12 protein-coding genes are annotated in these 16,812 nt (G+C 42.2%); 6 read left to right on the forward strand and 6 right to left on the reverse strand.

Features of this window, described 5'->3' with window-relative positions:
* Window positions 1-22: 22 nt before the first annotated feature.
* The gene (locus AB4160_RS13750) at window positions 23-1,975 is read left to right on the forward strand and encodes an alpha/beta hydrolase family protein (protein WP_372005065.1); all 1,953 of its coding nucleotides are present in this window, start codon (window positions 23-25) and stop codon (window positions 1,973-1,975) included.
* 114 nt (window positions 1,976-2,089) lie between these two features.
* Here the strand turns inward: AB4160_RS13750 and AB4160_RS13755 are convergent, their stop codons facing one another.
* Window positions 2,090-4,228 carry a TonB-dependent receptor gene (locus AB4160_RS13755; RefSeq protein WP_372005067.1) on the reverse strand — a complete coding sequence of 713 codons (2,139 nt, stop codon included), beginning with the start codon at window positions 4,226-4,228 and terminating at the stop codon, window positions 2,090-2,092.
* 565 nt (window positions 4,229-4,793) lie between these two features.
* Between AB4160_RS13755 and AB4160_RS13760 the strand changes: the two genes are divergently transcribed.
* Window positions 4,794-5,873: a PepSY domain-containing protein gene (locus AB4160_RS13760; RefSeq protein WP_102439432.1), complete on the forward strand. Its 1,080-nt coding sequence runs from the start codon at window positions 4,794-4,796 to the stop codon at window positions 5,871-5,873.
* 99 nt (window positions 5,874-5,972) lie between these two features.
* Here AB4160_RS13760 and AB4160_RS13765 read toward each other — a convergent pair whose 3' ends face one another.
* A complete protein-coding gene (locus tag AB4160_RS13765) occupies window positions 5,973-6,560 on the reverse strand; it encodes a type II secretion system protein (protein WP_102531845.1) in 588 nt (195 codons plus the stop codon).
* Window positions 6,561-6,716: 156 nt separating this feature from the next.
* Complete coding sequence (gene nfuA / locus AB4160_RS13770; protein WP_076538256.1) at window positions 6,717-7,295, reverse strand: Fe-S biogenesis protein NfuA; 579 nt, start codon at window positions 7,293-7,295, stop codon at window positions 6,717-6,719.
* Between the two features lie 192 nt (window positions 7,296-7,487).
* Between nfuA and AB4160_RS13775 the strand changes: the two genes are divergently transcribed.
* Window positions 7,488-10,112, forward strand: a complete 2,625-nt coding sequence (locus tag AB4160_RS13775; protein ID WP_372005070.1) for a M14 family metallopeptidase — start codon at window positions 7,488-7,490, stop codon at window positions 10,110-10,112.
* A gap of 23 nt (window positions 10,113-10,135) precedes the next feature.
* On the opposite strand, the gene AB4160_RS13780 is transcribed toward AB4160_RS13775, so the two are convergent.
* The gene (locus tag AB4160_RS13780) at window positions 10,136-10,852 is read right to left on the reverse strand and encodes a ComF family protein (RefSeq protein ID WP_198589328.1); all 717 of its coding nucleotides are present in this window, start codon (window positions 10,850-10,852) and stop codon (window positions 10,136-10,138) included.
* Window positions 10,853-11,056: 204 nt separating this feature from the next.
* On the opposite strand from AB4160_RS13780, the gene bioH reads away from it, so the two are divergent.
* The 3 genes from bioH (at window position 11,057) to AB4160_RS13795 (ending at window position 12,990) form a co-directional block, all read left to right on the forward strand.
* Window positions 11,057-11,818 (forward strand): pimeloyl-ACP methyl ester esterase BioH, encoded by a 762-nt coding sequence (gene bioH, locus AB4160_RS13785; protein WP_102439448.1) that lies wholly within the window; start codon window positions 11,057-11,059, stop codon window positions 11,816-11,818.
* A gap of 66 nt (window positions 11,819-11,884) precedes the next feature.
* The gene (locus AB4160_RS13790) at window positions 11,885-12,421 is read left to right on the forward strand and encodes a hypothetical protein (RefSeq protein ID WP_372005072.1); all 537 of its coding nucleotides are present in this window, start codon (window positions 11,885-11,887) and stop codon (window positions 12,419-12,421) included.
* A 278-nt stretch (window positions 12,422-12,699) separates the two neighbouring features.
* Window positions 12,700-12,990 carry a putative quinol monooxygenase gene (locus tag AB4160_RS13795; protein ID WP_102439428.1) on the forward strand — a complete coding sequence of 97 codons (291 nt, stop codon included), beginning with the start codon at window positions 12,700-12,702 and terminating at the stop codon, window positions 12,988-12,990.
* A gap of 109 nt (window positions 12,991-13,099) precedes the next feature.
* Here the strand turns inward: AB4160_RS13795 and AB4160_RS13800 are convergent, their stop codons facing one another.
* Window positions 13,100-15,445 (reverse strand): Tex family protein, encoded by a 2,346-nt coding sequence (locus AB4160_RS13800; RefSeq protein WP_372005074.1) that lies wholly within the window; start codon window positions 15,443-15,445, stop codon window positions 13,100-13,102.
* Window positions 15,446-15,688: 243 nt separating this feature from the next.
* On the reverse strand, window positions 15,689-16,627 hold the full coding sequence (locus tag AB4160_RS13805) for a helix-turn-helix transcriptional regulator (RefSeq protein WP_372005076.1): 939 nt from the start codon (window positions 16,625-16,627) through the stop codon (window positions 15,689-15,691).
* Window positions 16,628-16,812 lie beyond the last annotated feature (185 nt).

The following is a 16,812-nucleotide window of genomic DNA, read 5'->3' on the forward strand; positions in this document are numbered from 1 at the left end:
CGTTTAAGAGAAACAATCAATAATGAAATGGATTTCCATACTAATCACCACTTTGTTGCTAAGTCAGCAAGCTTTGGCTGCCGATAATACTCCCCAAAAAACTGCCCCTAAACTCCCCGTTGAAGCCTTTGCCAGTATTCCCGATGTCAGCACTGTAAAGCTGTCACCAAATGGTAAACACATAGCATCGTTAATTTTGGACGATAGCGCCGAAGAGCCACATAAGATTGTGGCGCTGTTTAATACCGAAACGGGTCAGTTTCATATACCGCTTAAAAATGACCATGAACGCTATACCATTTTTAATTTAACCTGGGCCAGCGATGAAATCTTGCTCATTGCAGCCACTTTGCCTTCGAAACGTTTTGGAAAAAATGCTAATGAAAGTTTGCTGATAAAGTACAATATAAAAACCGGTGATGTGGGCAGCGTATTAACTAAAAAAGCCCTTAAACGTTTTAAGTTTAATCCTCAATTTCAGCATCACATTATCGATTTACTCCCTAAAGATCCTCAGCACATTTTGCTATCTGTTGCCGGATTTAGTGAGCGAGTGAATGAAGATAGCGTGGTAAAAGTTAACTTGTATTCCGGTAGGGTTTCCACTGAACAATACTATCGAGAGCATGTTATCGGATGGATGACCGATCAACAACACAAGGTGCGTATTGCCACTTATCGAGACCCTGATACCACCGAATATAGAACCTACGAGCAAAGTGAAGCCAATGGTGAATTACGTTTACTTTGGAAACACGAAGCATATTCAGAAGACAGCGTTATTCCTCTAGGATTTGACGTAAACCCCAATATTCTCTTCGTCAAAGCTTACCAAGATGGTTACTTTGCCATTTTTAAAGTTGATCTTAGGGATCCTACACTTCATAAAGAACTCGTATTTAGTGAAGACAGCAGCGACGTTAATGCACAATTGCTGCACTCTAATATCACTCGAGAGGCCATTGGCATTGTTGCTGGTATCGATAATGAGTATTACTTTTGGGATAATGATTATCAAAAGCTTATCAAGCGCTTAAAAGCCGCTTTACCAGACACCCAAAACTACCTCACTCAGTTTAGTAAAAATGAACGTCGCTATATTGTCTTTGCTACCAGCCCTACTCAGCCAGGGCTTTATTTATTCGGCGATCGTGATGCCAATCGACTAGAAGTGATTGCGACTAAATACTCCCAACTTAATCCTGATATTTTGGTTCAGCCACAATCGATAAGCTACCACGCCAGAGATGGACTCGAGATCCACAGCTATCTGACACTGCCTAAGGGAGCGCCAAACAAACAATTACCAACAATTATTTTTCCCCATGGTGGCCCTCACTCTTATGTTGTTGAAAAATTTGATTATTGGGCACAATTTTTTGCTAACCGCGGCTATGCGGTGTTGCAAATGAACTTTAGAGGCTCGGCGGGCTACGGGCTTAAGTTCACCACTGCTGGACATAAAAACTGGGGTAAAGAAATGCAAACTGATGTGGAGGATGGCACCCGCTACTTAATCGACCAAGGTATCGCCGACCCTAAAAGAATATGCATAGTCGGGGCAAGCTATGGTGGTTACGCCGCCATGATGGGCGCAGCTATGACCCCTGATTTATACCAATGTGTGATCAGTTTTGCAGGTGTGGCTGATGTTGAAGACTTAGTGAAGCTATCCCGTTTTTATACTAGTCATGAGATGACTAAAAAGGTGTTAGGAGATGATTATGACGACCTGTATGAACGCTCTCCGATTTATCATGCTGATAAAATTAATCTGCCCATTTTATTAATCCATGGTGATAATGACAAAGTGGTACAGGTGAGCCAAAGCCGAGATATGTATCGAAAATTATCCTCGTTAGATAAACAAGTCGAATATGTTGAAATCGATAATGCCAATCACTATTTATCAAACAATCAGCACCGCTTAATGACCTTCAGAGCCATTGATAATTTTTTATCTAAAAACCTATAATTGAAGCAATGAAAAAGGCCCGCACATATTGGTATATGTGCGGGCCTTTCTTTTAACACTCTATAGGTAACTGCTGAGCTAAAGCTGTTAACTAAAGCATTTAACTAAAGCAGATTAAAACTTAGCTTCAAATGCAAGGCTGAAATGTCTGCCATCACCTATGGTAACGTCGGTGTTGGTGCCGCCATCTAGGTATTCAGTATCAAATAAGTTTTTGATATTAAAGCGTACATTCATATCTGTATTGTGAACCGCAAATGAGTAAGCTGCGCCAAAATCAAATCTAACATAGTCATCTTTAACTATGGTGTTTTGAGTATTGGCAAAACGCTCACCGACATAGATAGCACCAAAGTTAAGTGCGACATCATCGGTAACTTCGTAACGAGTCCAGATATTTGCTGACCATTCAGGTGCATCTACCGGGGTTTTACCGTCTAGCTGTTCAGTATCTTGGCTGCTAGTGACATATTTTGCATCTAGATACATCATTGAGCTGGTGACGAATACATTGTCACTGACTTGTCCTTGAGCGCCCATTTCAAAACCACGGTGATGCTGCTTACCGCTTTGGGTGGTGATGTACTCATGCTCGCCAATAGGTTGCTCTAATTGTTCGCGCACGGTAACGTTGGTCACTGTGGTGTCAAAAACTGCACCAGTTAATAGTAAGCCGCCATCATACAGTTCCCATTTGGTACCGATTTCATATTGCTCACCGTACTCTGGGTCTAAGTTCATACCATTATTTACATCGTCTTCATTGTTAACGATTGACTGAGGATTGAAACTTTTGGCGTAGTTTACATAGATGCTGCCGTTATCTGAAGGCGAGTAAATAACCCCAAACTTAGGTGACACGGCATAGCTATTTTCACCATCGCCGTCTTTTTTCTGCTCGTCATAACGCAGGCCTGCCAGTACTTGCCACTGATCATTAATGGTCATTAAGTCTTGTACATAAAAACCATAATGCTTATAGCTTGACTCTGACTTAGTAGTGTCTCTGTTGTAATCCAGATCAGGTCTAGGTACATAACCACCCGGCTGAACCATCTGCGCGTCATCGCGGTCAATAAGTTGACCATAGTAATAATCGAGAATGTTAGCACCAACTAACAATTGATGTTCCATGCCAAAGCCATTTACGATACCAGTGAAATCCATATAAGCGGTTTTAAGCTGCCAATCATCGTGGCGGTCAAACGCCTTAATTTGGTAACCATCGGTAGTTGGATCCATACCTGCCACCATCGATGGAGACGAATCTAAGCGCTGACGGGTAAATGATTGATGGTTATAACCGGTAGTCATTTTCCAATCATCTGATACATACCAGGTTAAATCTGCACCCAGGTTTTGCACTTCGTTGTCAGTAAAGGCCCACGACATATCCCAGATATCTTCGCGATCGCCAACTAAATCACCGTTATCATCTAACCAACCACCTCGGTCGATACCAGTTTTGTCATCAGTATAATCATAGGTCAGTGATAACATCACATCATCATGCAGGTCGAATTCAAGGTTTAAGTACCCTAAGAAACGGTCACGTTCTTGAGTATCATCGCCCTCACCGTCCTGGTATTCACGCCAGTATTTTGTATCTTGCTTAACTAATACAGTGCGGTAGCGGATTGACTCAGCATCATTTAACGCGCCGCCTGCATCAAGCTGGAAGCGAGTTGAGCCGTTCTCATCGGTATCGAACCCAAAGTCAAACATGGTTTCAGAGGTGGCCTTTTTGGTCACCATATTAATCAAGCCACCTGGGCCTGATTGGCCATAAAGCATGCTTGATGGGCCTTTTAAGACTTCGACTTGCTGCAAGGTTTCAATCGGCTGCACATAGTGCGAAAACTGCTGCTGACCATTAATTAAAAAGCCACTGCCAGAATCTAATTCAAAGCCACGAATATTAAATACTTGGCGGTTCCACTTTTCACTGCCGCCGGTCACACTTGAGTCGTTAACTAATACTTCAGATAAATTAGTTGCTAACTGCTCATCAGTGACAAAATCTGGAATAACGTTCACTGATTGCGGCGTATCCATCAAGGCAATATCACCCCGCATGGCGCCTGATGACGAGCCTACTTTGTAATTATTAAAATTCATGCCTGTTACTTGAATTCGCTCAATGTTCAACTCGAAATCTAAGCCGTTATCAGTGTCATTAGTTGCTTCTTCAGCCGCTAATGAAGCTGAGGCTAAACTGGCAACAACAGCAAATGCAATAGGTGAGATTTTCATACAAAGTAGCCCTTTAAATGGCAGTGGTCGTTAATGAGATGGATTATCATTTGCATTACGGCGAAAGTGAAGCCATTTATTTAACAGAAGTAAATAACTGTGAACAAGGACACTGTTGTAAGTAAATTGTAGAAAGTTTACCTGAATAAATGTTGCATAAATGGATTTACTAATGTTCATCCAAGCTAGATGAGTTTAATCGCCAAAACTAATACAGATATTAATTATTTAAACAAAGTTACACAAAATCAGAAATTAACAAATATTAAACATGTGTATTTGTTAGCTTAAATTTCATTATTTTTCGAAAACCTCACTTAATAGCAGCTAAAAAAATTCATTACCAAGAATTTTTATTCAAATAAACTTTTAGCTTTATACGCCCTCTACAGCTTTAAATGTGACCTCGACAACACAATGACACTTATATGCCACTCTTTACATTTCTTTAATTGCAGTTGCAAATGAGATTAATTATCATTACCCATATAGCGTGTCAGTCATAATTGTTAGCTGCTAACTTTTGTCATTGTCATCCATAAATATTTAACCTGAGAACGTAAATATGAAAGTTGTACCCGCTTTAAAGTGGTTCCATAATTGGGTCGGTTTTGTCATTAGTATTTGTATGCTGATAGTGCTGACAACGGGAGTGTATCTCGGCGGCATGGACATGCTAAAAAGAATGGATGATAAAGGCCAAACCTATGTGCCGTTAACCATTGAGCAAAAAGCACAAGCCACTGAGTATATTTTTGAGCATTACCCAAAAATGAGCAGTGTACGTTTTCCTACCGAACATACCCCTTACCTTGAAGCTGCTACCCGTGGGCAATCTATCGCTTTTGATAGCGAGTTCAATGAAATCTCCCATTACAAGGTGACAGAAATTCCGCTTTGGACCACGATGTTTTGGTTGCACAGAAACTTCTTACTGGGTGATATTGGTAAATACGTTAATGCATGGGCATCGTTCATTGGTGGCGTCATTACCCTAGTGGGTATTTACCTTTGGTGGCGAGTACGTAAAGGTTTTAGACTCAAGCACTCTATTCCAAAAGACACCAAATCAAGCAGCCTAGTTAAAAGCCACATTCAATTAGGTTTATTCATATCAGTGCCACTGTTTTTACTCTGTATTACCGGCTTTTTGATTACTTATAAAGGCTTATGGATGGATGCGCTCAAGCACAAGCCAACCGCAGAAATTAATTATCCAGTAAGTAAAGCTAACGATTGGCAAAGCCAGCTACAAACCGCGCAAGATTTATGGCCTGAATCGTTATTAGTATCGGTTAATAAACCAAGGCAGAAAAAACCCGATCCTGATGCACCAAAGGCGGCTAAACCTCAAGCGATGAATTACAGTATCAACTTTGATAGTCATGCTGATGTCTGGCTTAGAAATGCTGACAGTATCACCATGGATCATCAGCACGGCAAAATCGTATCAAGCCTGAAGCACAGCGATAGAAACTTGTCAGGTCAAGTGGCCAGCTTTGTTAGACCACTGCATGACGCATTGAATATGCCACTTAAATACGTTGTATTTATTACATTAGTCGCAGTGGTTGGTACCTTGATTCTATTATTCAGCACAGTCACTTTTTATCGACGTATATTCAAGTCAAAAAAGAAAAAGTAGCCACCTAAATTCATTTGATATTATTAAATTACAGCTATAAAAATAGCGGCTTAAAGCCGCTATTTTTATTATGTCGCATTTGATAAATAACTATCCGATTTATTCATCGATATAGGCTTGAACAGTCCCTTCTACCGAGTCATAGACAATTTTTATCTCTGCACTATTTCGACCTGCAGTATCACCAAGCGTTCGCAGTACATAAGTACATTGGGTCTCACCTGTACCGCCCGCAGCTGCATGTCGATATGATTCAAAATCCACATCATCGGAAGTATTTCTAATGGCAACCGATGGTGGGCTTTCTATCAAAGCGTTCCAAAGATCGACACACCCTTGCTGACCTTGACCAATATTGACAGGGTTGGCCATAGGGTTGTTTTTACCTGTGCCTAACGGATAGCCAAAAGCATTCATGTCGAGATCGTTATTGGCAAAGTCAGGTAGATCATTCATTGGATCGCTGCCACCAATAATTTGCCAACGTGTATGGGAAAAAGTAACCGACTGCTCAAAGGATGCCGCTACCGCCTTTACTCGGCTTATTTCAGCATCACGTTTTACATCTATAAATTTACTCGCCGCTATTACTGCTAAAATAGCCAATACAATAATAACCACTACCAGCTCAATTAAGGTAAAGCCTTGCATTTTTAACGGTTTAAATTGAGTTGTTTTTTCTGTCATGAAGTTATCCTGCTCCGTTTTCATACTTAAGTTATAGCACAAGGCTCCCACTCAGCGTAAGTTACGGCCAATAAAAAACGCGACCATATTGGCCGCGTTTAGTGTAAAATTTGAATTAGCTATTGCTGTATTTTACAACAATAAAACCTTGCAAATTTACTGGTAAGAGTGAGAACCATGTTGATGGTCAGTCACATCTTTCACACCAGAGAGCTCACCAGGGAACATCTCCAGTAACTGTTTCTCAATGCCATCTTTTAAAGTGATATCAACTTGAGAACAACCATTACAACCACCACCAAACTGCAGTACTGCAACTGCATCTTCCGTGATTTCAACTAGCATGATGTTACCACCATGGCTTGCTAACTGCGGGTTAATCTCTGATTGAATCACATATTCAATACGCTCTTTTAATGGCGCATCTGAAGACACTTTACGCATTTTAGCGTTTGGCGCTTTTAAGGTTAGCTGCGAACCTAATTGGTCAGTAACAAAATCAATGCTCGCTTCTTCTAAAAATGGTGCGCTTTTTTCGTCAACCATGGCACTGAAGCCGTTGAAAGGTAATTCAGTGTCATCCGCTTCTACAGCGTCAGGTGGACAATAAGACACGCCGCACTCAGCTTGGGCAGTACCCGGGCTGATTACAAACACACGGATATGCGTGCCTTCAGGTTGATCGGCCAGTAATTTAACAAAATGCGCCTGAGCCGTATCAGAAATGTTGATCATAAAAACTGCTCCGTTAGATAGTACTTTAAAGTGTACTAAAAATAGTACTTGAGTAATTTAGTAAGAATTAGCGCTATGATACTCCTAGTTGCGACGGCTTTGTAGTCCTGCAGTGAGCAAGTTGCATAAAAAACACCGAGAAATTGCGCTTTTTAATGGCGATTTAAGTTTAATCACTTTATGGTGATTGTATTGTTTTCTTTTTATGATGTTGTTTCTTATATGATTAGCTTCAATGCATTGTTTACTCGTCTCGCTAAAGGCACCTTTTTCGGCTTCATTATCTGTATGCCATTATTTACTGTGGCGCAGGCTGATTCCCGCATTGAGCAGCGCCTCGGGGCTGAGAAAATTAATAAAAAAATCACCCAACCTACTGAATATTTAGGTTATCCATTGGGCGAGTGGCATTTAAGACATGATCAAATTAATCACTATTTACAACTATTAGCCAGCCAAAGTTCGCGAGTTTCTTTAGATTCTGCTGGTTACTCCTATGAAAAACGCCAGCAACTTAGCGCGGTCATTACCTCAGATGACAACCAACAGCGGCTAGCTGAAATCCTCGAACAACGCAGCCAAGTAAAATACGGTGTCAAACAACAAGGTCCATTACAGCAAAGCCCATTGATTATCTGGTTGGCCTATTCAATTCATGGCGATGAAGCCAGTGGCGCCCATGCGGCGGTGGCGTTAAGCCATTACCTTGCCGCATCTGATGAAGATTGGGTAAAAGAATTACTCGATAATACGGTTATTTTACTGACTCCGACCCAGAACCCTGATGGTTTTGATCGCTTTGCTAACTGGGCAAATAGCAATCGAGGCCAAGTGATTATTACCGATCCTAATCATCGTGAGCATAATCAAGATTGGCCCGGCGGACGTTTTAATCACCATTTCGCTGACTTAAACCGTGACTGGCTATTTCTGCGCCACCCCGCCTCTCAAGGCAGAGTGGCGTTTTTCCATAAATGGCAGCCCCATTATGTAGGGGATTTCCACGAGATGTGGCAAGACCAAACCTACTTCTTTCAACCTGGTGTCGCTGATAGAGTCAATCCGCTGACCAATCCTGCCAATCAAATGTTATCCAATGAGCTAGCGGCCTATCATCGTAAAGCGCTGGATGAGGTTAAGCAGCCATATTTTAGCGGGCAGATGTTTGATGACTTTTTCTATGGTAAAGGCTCAACCTACCCAGATATCAATGGCGCTGTGGGTATTTTGTTTGAGCAAGCTAGCTCCCGTGGTCAAGCCCAAGAGTCCCCCAATGGTGTGGTCACCTTGCAAAATAGTATTGATAATCAATTTTCTACTTCACTATCAAGCCTGCAAGGCGCCCATGCGCTACGTAAAAAATTGATGACATACCAAAGTGATTTTTTTGCTCGCAACAGTAAGCGCACCCGTGACGGTAAACAAACTGGCCGCCTTATCAAAGCCCATGGCGGTAATGCCCATATCACTGAGCTTGCAACGATATTGCAGCAACACCAAATCAGCTTCAAATATCTAAACCGTGAGCTGGAAGACGATGACATACTCTTTAAGCCGTCAAACAGCCTGTTCATTCCTCAAAGTCAGCCACAGCATGACTTATTGCAAGCATTGTTTGATAAGCGCACTGAGTTTAAAGATGAAACCTTTTATGATATTTCCACTTGGAATTTTGAATCAGCTCTGGGCTTAAGTATCAGTGAAAATGCTAAACCCAACCCCAAATATCTCACCAATAACACGCCATATGTCGCGGCGACTGAGCAGCTAGATAACGCCAGCAATGTGGCCTTTATTATTGACTGGCAACAAGCGGCCGCGGCGCCCATGTTGCAGCAATTACTTAGCCAAGGGGTACAGGTTAAATACGCTAAAAAGCCCTTTAGCCTGCCTGATCGCAGCTCTAACGCCAAAAAGTCAGCAGTAATAGACTTCACAGCGGGTAGCCTGCAAATTCCCTTACGCCAGCCCAACTACAAAGGCAATATCGCCTTACTTGTTAGCCAGCTTGCCACGCAATACCAAGTAGATGTCACTGCAGCAAGCAGCTCACATACCTTAGCGGGAATGGATCTTGGCAGTGATGAATTTAGCGTGATCAACCCCATTAAGCCGTTACTGCTCACAGGCATAGATACTAACGCCTCAGAAACCGGGCAAATGTGGTATTACCTTGATCAAACGCTTGCCGCGCCTGTCACTATGGTGGACAGCAATCGACTAGCAGGCATTGATTTATCAGGCTATAGCCACATTTTTATGGCTGATGGGCCTTATCATTTAATCAGTGATGCCAGCGCAAGAAAGCTGGGCAAATTTGTAATGGATGGCGGCACTATCGTGGCGCAAAAGCGGGCGCTGGTATGGCTCAATAAGCGCAATATTCTTAAGTCTCAGCCCAAAACCAGACTAGAGCTGAATAAATTATTTAGCACTTCAGGGATGAGTTATGCGGATAAGTCTAAATTAAATGCCAGACAATCCATCGGCGGCGCCATTGTGGCGTTAACACTGGATGAAACCCATCCAATCAACTTTGGTTTACCTAACCCGCTGCAAGTGATGAAAAACCGTGAGATAAGCTTTAACCTCACTTCCACGCCATTTATTGTGGCGGCGGACTATACCAATGAGCCACTGATGAGCGGTTACCTTGCTAAGGAATATCAGCGCGCTTTTGCCAACACCCCAGCAATGATTGTTGAGCCCAAAGGCAAAGGGCATGTTGTGGCATTAACAGATGATTTTTTGTTTAGAAATATATGGTTAGGCTCTGAAAAAGTCTACGCCAATGCGCTGTATTTTATCCAAAAATAACTGACTAATTTACAGTCTGCCTTTCATAATAATCCCGGTGCTTCAGCCCTTGCTAAGCACCAAGTTTGCACATGGGTATAGTGCGCCGCAAATAAGCGGCTAATTTCATTCACCGTGGTGCCTGTGGTCACCACATCATCGATAAGCGCCACCCGCTGGTAGGGGTTATCTCGCTGCAACGTAAATGCATCGGCGCAATTTAAGCGTCGCTGCTTACCATTAAGTCCCGCTTGGGCCTTGGTATCAACGCAGCGCACCAATAAACTATCGTCCATCGGAATACCAATTTGCGCACTGAGCTCTTTAGCAATCAGCCAAGCTTGATTAAAACCGCGCTGCTTTAAGCGATTGCGATGTAGCGGCACCGGAATGAGCACTTGGGGAAGTTGAATTAAACCTCTGGCCGCCAAATCCATCACCCTTACGGCTAATACTTGCACCAAGGCCGCTAATGGCGCGCATTGCTGCTGATATTTAATCCCAGCTATTAACTCCCCTAAGCCTTGATGATAACTGCAAGGGGCAATGACTAACATGGGTTCAATATGCTGGCAGTGGCCGCAATACACTTGCAATAACGGCATCGATTTACCACAACCTAAACAGACTTCCTGCTGATAAAGCCCCGCCACAAGGCAGGTCTGACACACCCCCGTATGCGGTTTAGCTGCAGAGTACTGAATGATATCTTGTTGACATAACAAGCATCGGTTAGGCAGGTTAGCTGCCACTGCAGCCATCAATGAAACTAACCGCGCTGTATGATTGTGCAAATTGAGCTTGAGGAGTTTTGAGAGTTGCCAAGCCATAGAATATCCTTATCCTGTATGACAGTTGTTTTAACCAGCGATCATTTATTAATCGCCACTTTTTGAGGTTAGCCTTTGAATCCACCAGCGCTGCACATTACTACTATTACGCCTAAAGCTATTTCTCATACAGATATGACTCATGAAAATAGCACCGACGTTATTGATATCGTATTGCTACATGGCTGGGGGGTGAACTCTGCGGTTTTTCAGCCGCTACAAACCGCATTATCAGAGTATAGAGTGCATTATGTCGACTTGCCGGGCTTTGGTGATAGCCAAGCAAATAGCGATAATATTGAAGCATGGGCAGCGGCGTTAGCTAAAGCTCTACCAGAAAATGCCATCTGGCTTGGTTGGTCATTGGGGGGCTTAGTTGCCACTCAAATTGCCCTAAATCATCCTCAGTCGGTAAAAGCGCTGATCACTGTAGCCTCTTCGCCTTGCTTTATGGCCCAAGAGCAAAATCAGTGGCCGGGGATCGCCCCTGAAGTGCTCACGCAATTTCACCAGCAATTAAATGTCAATCTAGCCAAAACGGTCGAGCGATTTTTAGCGATTCAAGCCATGGGCAGTGACTCGGCCAAACAAGATATTGTAGCGATAAAAAAATTAGTGTTGGCTAAACCTTTACCGACCCAAGCAGTACTCGATCAAGGCTTAGATATGCTCAAAGAGGTTGATTTGCGGCCCCAGCTTAACGATATCAGCCAGCCATGGTTACGTATTTGGGGCAAATGCGATGCCTTAGTACCCAGAACCATCATCCGCCAGTTACCCCAAGCCAGTAATATTACTGACATTGTCCACAATAAAGCCTCCCATGCGCCGTTTATTTCACACCCACAGGCCTTTTTAGATGGCTTATTGCCATGGATAAAAAAACATCAAATATAGGCTATAAAACCTGCTAGCATTTGGTTATAATTTAAACGTTAACTGTTTGTTTTTTAAGTGAGTGTTATGCTAATTGTCACTAATTATCCCCAAGTTCCGCTTGCAACAAGTAATGTTGCAACGGATCTTGCTCGGGCGGATAATCAGCAGGCAAAGCCAATATTACCGCCACAAGCGTTAACTAAGCCCCACCATGAACGGGCGCTAAATCAAAAAAACGAATCATTATTCCGTTTAAATACCATAGAGGAAAAGCATCGCCAGCAGCGACAATCCTCAGATCAACAGAATCAGCAGCATCTATCCCAACAATCAGCTTTACAACAGCAAGCACCTCAAAGCGCACCGTTAACCGGCTTATTGCCACAACTGCTGCGAGTAGCAGCCAGAAATAATCCCACTGTTAGCCGTCGTGACATTCAGCCCCAAACGCCCACTAAGTCGACTGCAATTAACAGCGATAACAATAAAAAAACCGAAGTTAAACAACAGATAAAGCAGCATTCTGATGAGTTTTATCAACAATTTGGCCAGCACATAGCCACATGTTACCAGCAATGCACCACCCCTTCGCCACTCGCTCATCTGCTGATATTAGTCTAACCCTGCTCTCACTTTAATTAACGGGCTTGATGTCTTCACTTATTATGGCCGAACGATTACTAACTAATCATTATTACCCGCTAATCATTGTATTAGGTAATAGTCGTTATTTAGGCCATAAGCATCAATCACACATTCACTTCAAAAGATTATCTATTAATTTTTGATAATAACTCAAATGACAGCCTATTTATTCACCAGTAAGTAATGGCTAATATAGCTTCATCAGCAACAGGGCTGAACCAAATTCAACTTGATACATTATAGGAACTATCATCATGGCTAGCTTAACTATCGTAGCAAACATCATTACCAAAACTGACAAAGTAGAGCTGGTTAAAGCGGAACTACTAAAACTTATGGATATAACTCGCGCTGAAGCCGGTTGCATCAATTACGACTTACATCAAGACAACGAAAACCCTGCACATTTCATGTTTTATGAAAACTGGGAAAGCCGTGAATTATGGCAAGCACACATGGGTAACGCACATTTAGCCGAGTATATGGTGGCAACCGAAGGTGCTGTTGAGCAGTTCATTTTAAACGAAATGACTCATATCGCTTAATTGGTCGCACTATAAATTTTACAAAATAAAAAGGCCTTAACAGTCACGAGTATTCTCACGATGTTAAGGCCTTTTTTGGTTTAACCCTAAGCCAAACACATTAGCGGTGTTACTTTTTCAGCTTAGCAAAGGCGTCAGCAAAGGCATTACCCATAGCGGCATTAGCTGGGGCCTTTTGCGGTTTATGGGCTGACTTTTGCCCTGATTTATTCCCGCTAGCTTTATGTGTAGGCTTGCTGTTGGCTGATTTAGATTGATTAGCGGTTTTCGCTGTTGGTAGTGCTTCATCAAGGCGCATACTTAATGCGATACGGCGACGCTCTACATCCACTTCCATCACTTTAACTTTAACCACATCACCCGCTTTAACTATGGTGTGAGGATCGCTAACAAACTTGTCAGTGAGTGACGAAATATGCACTAAACCATCTTGATGTACGCCTACATCGACAAAAGCGCCAAAGTTAGTCACATTGGTGACCACGCCTTCTAGGATCATCTCTAGCTTCAGGTCTTTAAGCTCTTCAACACCTTCTTTAAAGCTGGCTGTTTTGAACTCACCACGAGGGTCACGCCCAGGCTTGTCTAGCTCTTTCAAGATATCGCTGATGGTGGGTAAACCAAATTCATCAGTAACAAACTCGGCAGCATTTAGCTGGGATAACAATTCGCTATTACCCATTAAGCTGGCCACAGTTTGCTGCTTGGCACTGGCAATGGCTTCAACCAATTTGTAGGCTTCAGGGTGAACAGATGAACCATCTAATGGATTTTTAGCATCGCTAATACGTAAGAAACCGGCTGCTTGCTCAAAGGCCTTTGGCCCTAAACGCGCCACTTTAAGCAATTGTTTACGGCTTTCAAATTTACCGTTTTCATCGCGGTAGTTAACCACGTTTTTAGCTAAGGTTTTATTTAAACCGGCCACCTGCGCCAATAATGGTGCTGATGCCATATTTAAATCAACGCCCACGCCATTTACACAATCTTCTACGACCGCTTCAAGCGAGCTTGATAGTTGGCTTTGGCTCACATCATGTTGATATTGGCCTACGCCAATGGATTTTGGCTCAATTTTAACGAGTTCAGCTAATGGATCTTGTAGTCGACGGGCAATCGATACTGCGCCGCGGATCGATACATCTAAGTTAGGGAACTCCTCAGAAGCCAGCTCTGATGCTGAGTACACTGATGCGCCCGCTTCACTGACCATCACCTTGGTCAAGCTTGGATGCGTCTCTTTCATAAAGCTCATCACTTCAGCGGCTAATTTATCCGTTTCACGTGAGGCGGTACCATTGCCAATGGCGATGATCTCCACTTTATGCATTTTTATCAGGTTCGCTAAAGTGCGGATTGACTTGTCCCACACGTTTTGCGGCGCATGAGGGAAGATAGTGGTATGGGCCACAAACTTACCGGTGTTATCGACAATCGCCACTTTAACGCCGGTGCGCAGCCCAGGATCTAAGCCCATGGTTGCTTTAGCGCCAGCAGGCGCTGCCATTAATAAATCACCTAAATTACGGGCAAACACATTAATGGCTTCAGCTTCAGCGCGCTCACGCATTTGGCTAATAAACTCGGTTTCCATTTGCAGCGCAATCTTGATGCGCCAAGTGGCGGTAACCACAGTTTTAAGCCACTGATCGACACTCGAGTCTGAAAACTTTAGTTTGAAATGATCGGCAATAATCACCACGCAATAACTGCTTTGCGCCACTTCAGCTTTAGGGTCTGCATTCATCGATAAATTGAGCGCACCTTCATTGCGGCCGCGCAGCATGGCCAGGGCCCGATGGGAAGGCACTTTAGTAATGGCTTCAGTATGCTCAAAGTAATCGCGAAATTTTGCGCCTTCTTTTTCTTTACCTTTAACTAGGCGGCTTTCAAGCACTGCCTGTTGGCTTAAATGCTTACGCACTTTTTGCAGTAAATCTGCATCTTCAGCAAAACGTTCCATTAAGATAAAACGCGCGCCGTCTAAAACCGCTTTCGCATCGCCAAAGCCCGCTTCGGCATTGATAAATTCAGCCGCTTTTGCTTCAAGATTAATACTACGATTAGCCAGTAAAAAGTCAGCTAAAGGCAACAAACCAGCTTCAATAGCAATTTGACCTTTAGTGCGGCGTTTCGGTTTAAAAGGAAGGTATAAATCTTCTAAGCGGGTTTTGCTGTCAGCGGCATTTATGGCTTGCTGCAATGCTGGGGTTAATTTGCCTTGGGTATCAATGCTAGAAAGAATAACTTGTCTGCGCTCGGCTAATTCACGTAAATAGCTTAAGCGACTATTTAGGGTTCGCAGTTGCGCATCATCTAAACCACCAGTGGCTTCTTTACGGTAGCGGGCAACAAAAGGAACGGTAGAACCATCATCGAGTAAGTTAATCGTCGCTGAGACTTGTTGCTCACGAACATTCAGTTCTTGAGCGATTATTTGAGCAATACTTGGCATAAAAGGTCTATTTGGCTTTGAATAACAAATGAGGTCAAAGATAGCATAATCAACCGCAAACGTTTATGAACAATCGATGATTTTGTGCTATTTATCTAAGCTAACTTTAGCCGTTAGCAAAGCCACACACAGTTAAATAACCGCTAAATCAGCCGCTAAAACTGCGAAATTTAATTAATAATATTACTTATGATTAATTTAATTAATAACCATTCTCATTAAACTTATTATATTAAATGTTGGTTACAGATTGTTGCAAATATTATTGCGCACATATTGAGTTGGCGTGCAGCCTGTTGATTTAGAAACATATCGGCTAAAACTTGGTAGATCTTTAAAGCCACTTTCATATGCTGACTTTTTTATATTACCTTTATTATTTTTCAAAATAGTTATAATAGAATTCATTCTGGTATTTTGAATCATGTCTTTTACACAGCAGTTTTCAGTTCTAAGTTCACGCTGTAAACCCCTTTCTGAAACCCCAATTGAATTGGCAAGATTAGGTAAACTTAATGCTGACGGTGGCATGCTATTCGCGGCAGCTTTTACCCGTTCGCTACTGGGCAGTATTAGCTTATTGTCTGTCAATATCGGGCCAACATCTCGTTCATCTTTTGCCACTATCACTGACATCGACTGACAGTTAAAGGTCACATTATCAAACAAGTCTACATCAACACCATAGAATGCTCGATCAAAAGGTAACTCTATGATTAAATTTAACTTATCTTTGAATGAATGACGTAAAATATGTGTAATACAGCTATAAATAAACAAGTCGTCATACTTAGATGCAATGGCCTGAGGAGCGCGTTTAGCCACTAAAGCTAAACTGTGCTGCGTTTCAATATTGCGCCAATTAAGATCTGATACTTGATTATAAAATTGGGTAAATGCCAGCAGCTTTTGTGCATCACTTACCTCTGCTGACAAGTCGATATCTGTAAACTTGATGATCCGCTGAATAAAATATTGCATTAAATCAATAAAGAAATACTTATTGTCACAATTATTTTCTATATAACGTAATAAGTTAGTAATGGTATTAAAACCAATCAAATCTGTATCTGCAAGATATTTAAAGTGGTTATATTCATCAGGTAATGGAAAATTAATTAACTCGCAATATTCACACACAATCTTGGTGTGAACAGCTGGCCGGCACTTATATTTTATCATCTGAAAACATCTAAATAATATCCACATTTATTGGGCGGTTATTTTATTTGTTTTTGCTACTCAAGATACTGACACGGATCACATATGTCGTTTTTTGATAATTCAATTGTATCGATTAGATTTCTACACATCCCTAGAATACCCCCTCTTAATTAGTACACTTTTTAACGTTTGATTTAATAAGG

Source organism: Shewanella sp. 10N.286.51.B8 (assembly GCF_041469325.1).
Taxonomy (GTDB): Bacteria; Pseudomonadota; Gammaproteobacteria; order Enterobacterales; family Shewanellaceae; genus Shewanella.

What these genes read in the sequence shown, in the direction of transcription:
- AB4160_RS13790 (WP_372005072.1), top strand. Translation starts at nt 11,885, where the DNA reads ATGCTAATTGTCACTAATTATCCCCAAGTTCCGCTTGCAACAAGTAAT.
- AB4160_RS13760 (WP_102439432.1), top strand. Translation starts at nt 4,794, where the DNA reads ATGAAAGTTGTACCCGCTTTAAAGTGGTTCCATAATTGGGTCGGTTTT.
- AB4160_RS13750 (WP_372005065.1), top strand. Translation starts at nt 23, where the DNA reads ATGAAATGGATTTCCATACTAATCACCACTTTGTTGCTAAGTCAGCAA.
- AB4160_RS13755 (WP_372005067.1), bottom strand. Translation starts at nt 4,228, where the DNA reads ATGAAAATCTCACCTATTGCATTTGCTGTTGTTGCCAGTTTAGCCTCA.
- AB4160_RS13780 (WP_198589328.1), bottom strand. Translation starts at nt 10,852, where the DNA reads ATGGCTGCAGTGGCAGCTAACCTGCCTAACCGATGCTTGTTATGTCAA.
- bioH (WP_102439448.1), top strand. Translation starts at nt 11,057, where the DNA reads ATGACTCATGAAAATAGCACCGACGTTATTGATATCGTATTGCTACAT.
- nfuA (WP_076538256.1), bottom strand. Translation starts at nt 7,295, where the DNA reads ATGATCAACATTTCTGATACGGCTCAGGCGCATTTTGTTAAATTACTG.
- AB4160_RS13795 (WP_102439428.1), top strand. Translation starts at nt 12,700, where the DNA reads ATGGCTAGCTTAACTATCGTAGCAAACATCATTACCAAAACTGACAAA.
- AB4160_RS13765 (WP_102531845.1), bottom strand. Translation starts at nt 6,560, where the DNA reads ATGACAGAAAAAACAACTCAATTTAAACCGTTAAAAATGCAAGGCTTT.
- AB4160_RS13805 (WP_372005076.1), bottom strand. Translation starts at nt 16,627, where the DNA reads ATGATAAAATATAAGTGCCGGCCAGCTGTTCACACCAAGATTGTGTGT.
- AB4160_RS13800 (WP_372005074.1), bottom strand. Translation starts at nt 15,445, where the DNA reads ATGCCAAGTATTGCTCAAATAATCGCTCAAGAACTGAATGTTCGTGAG.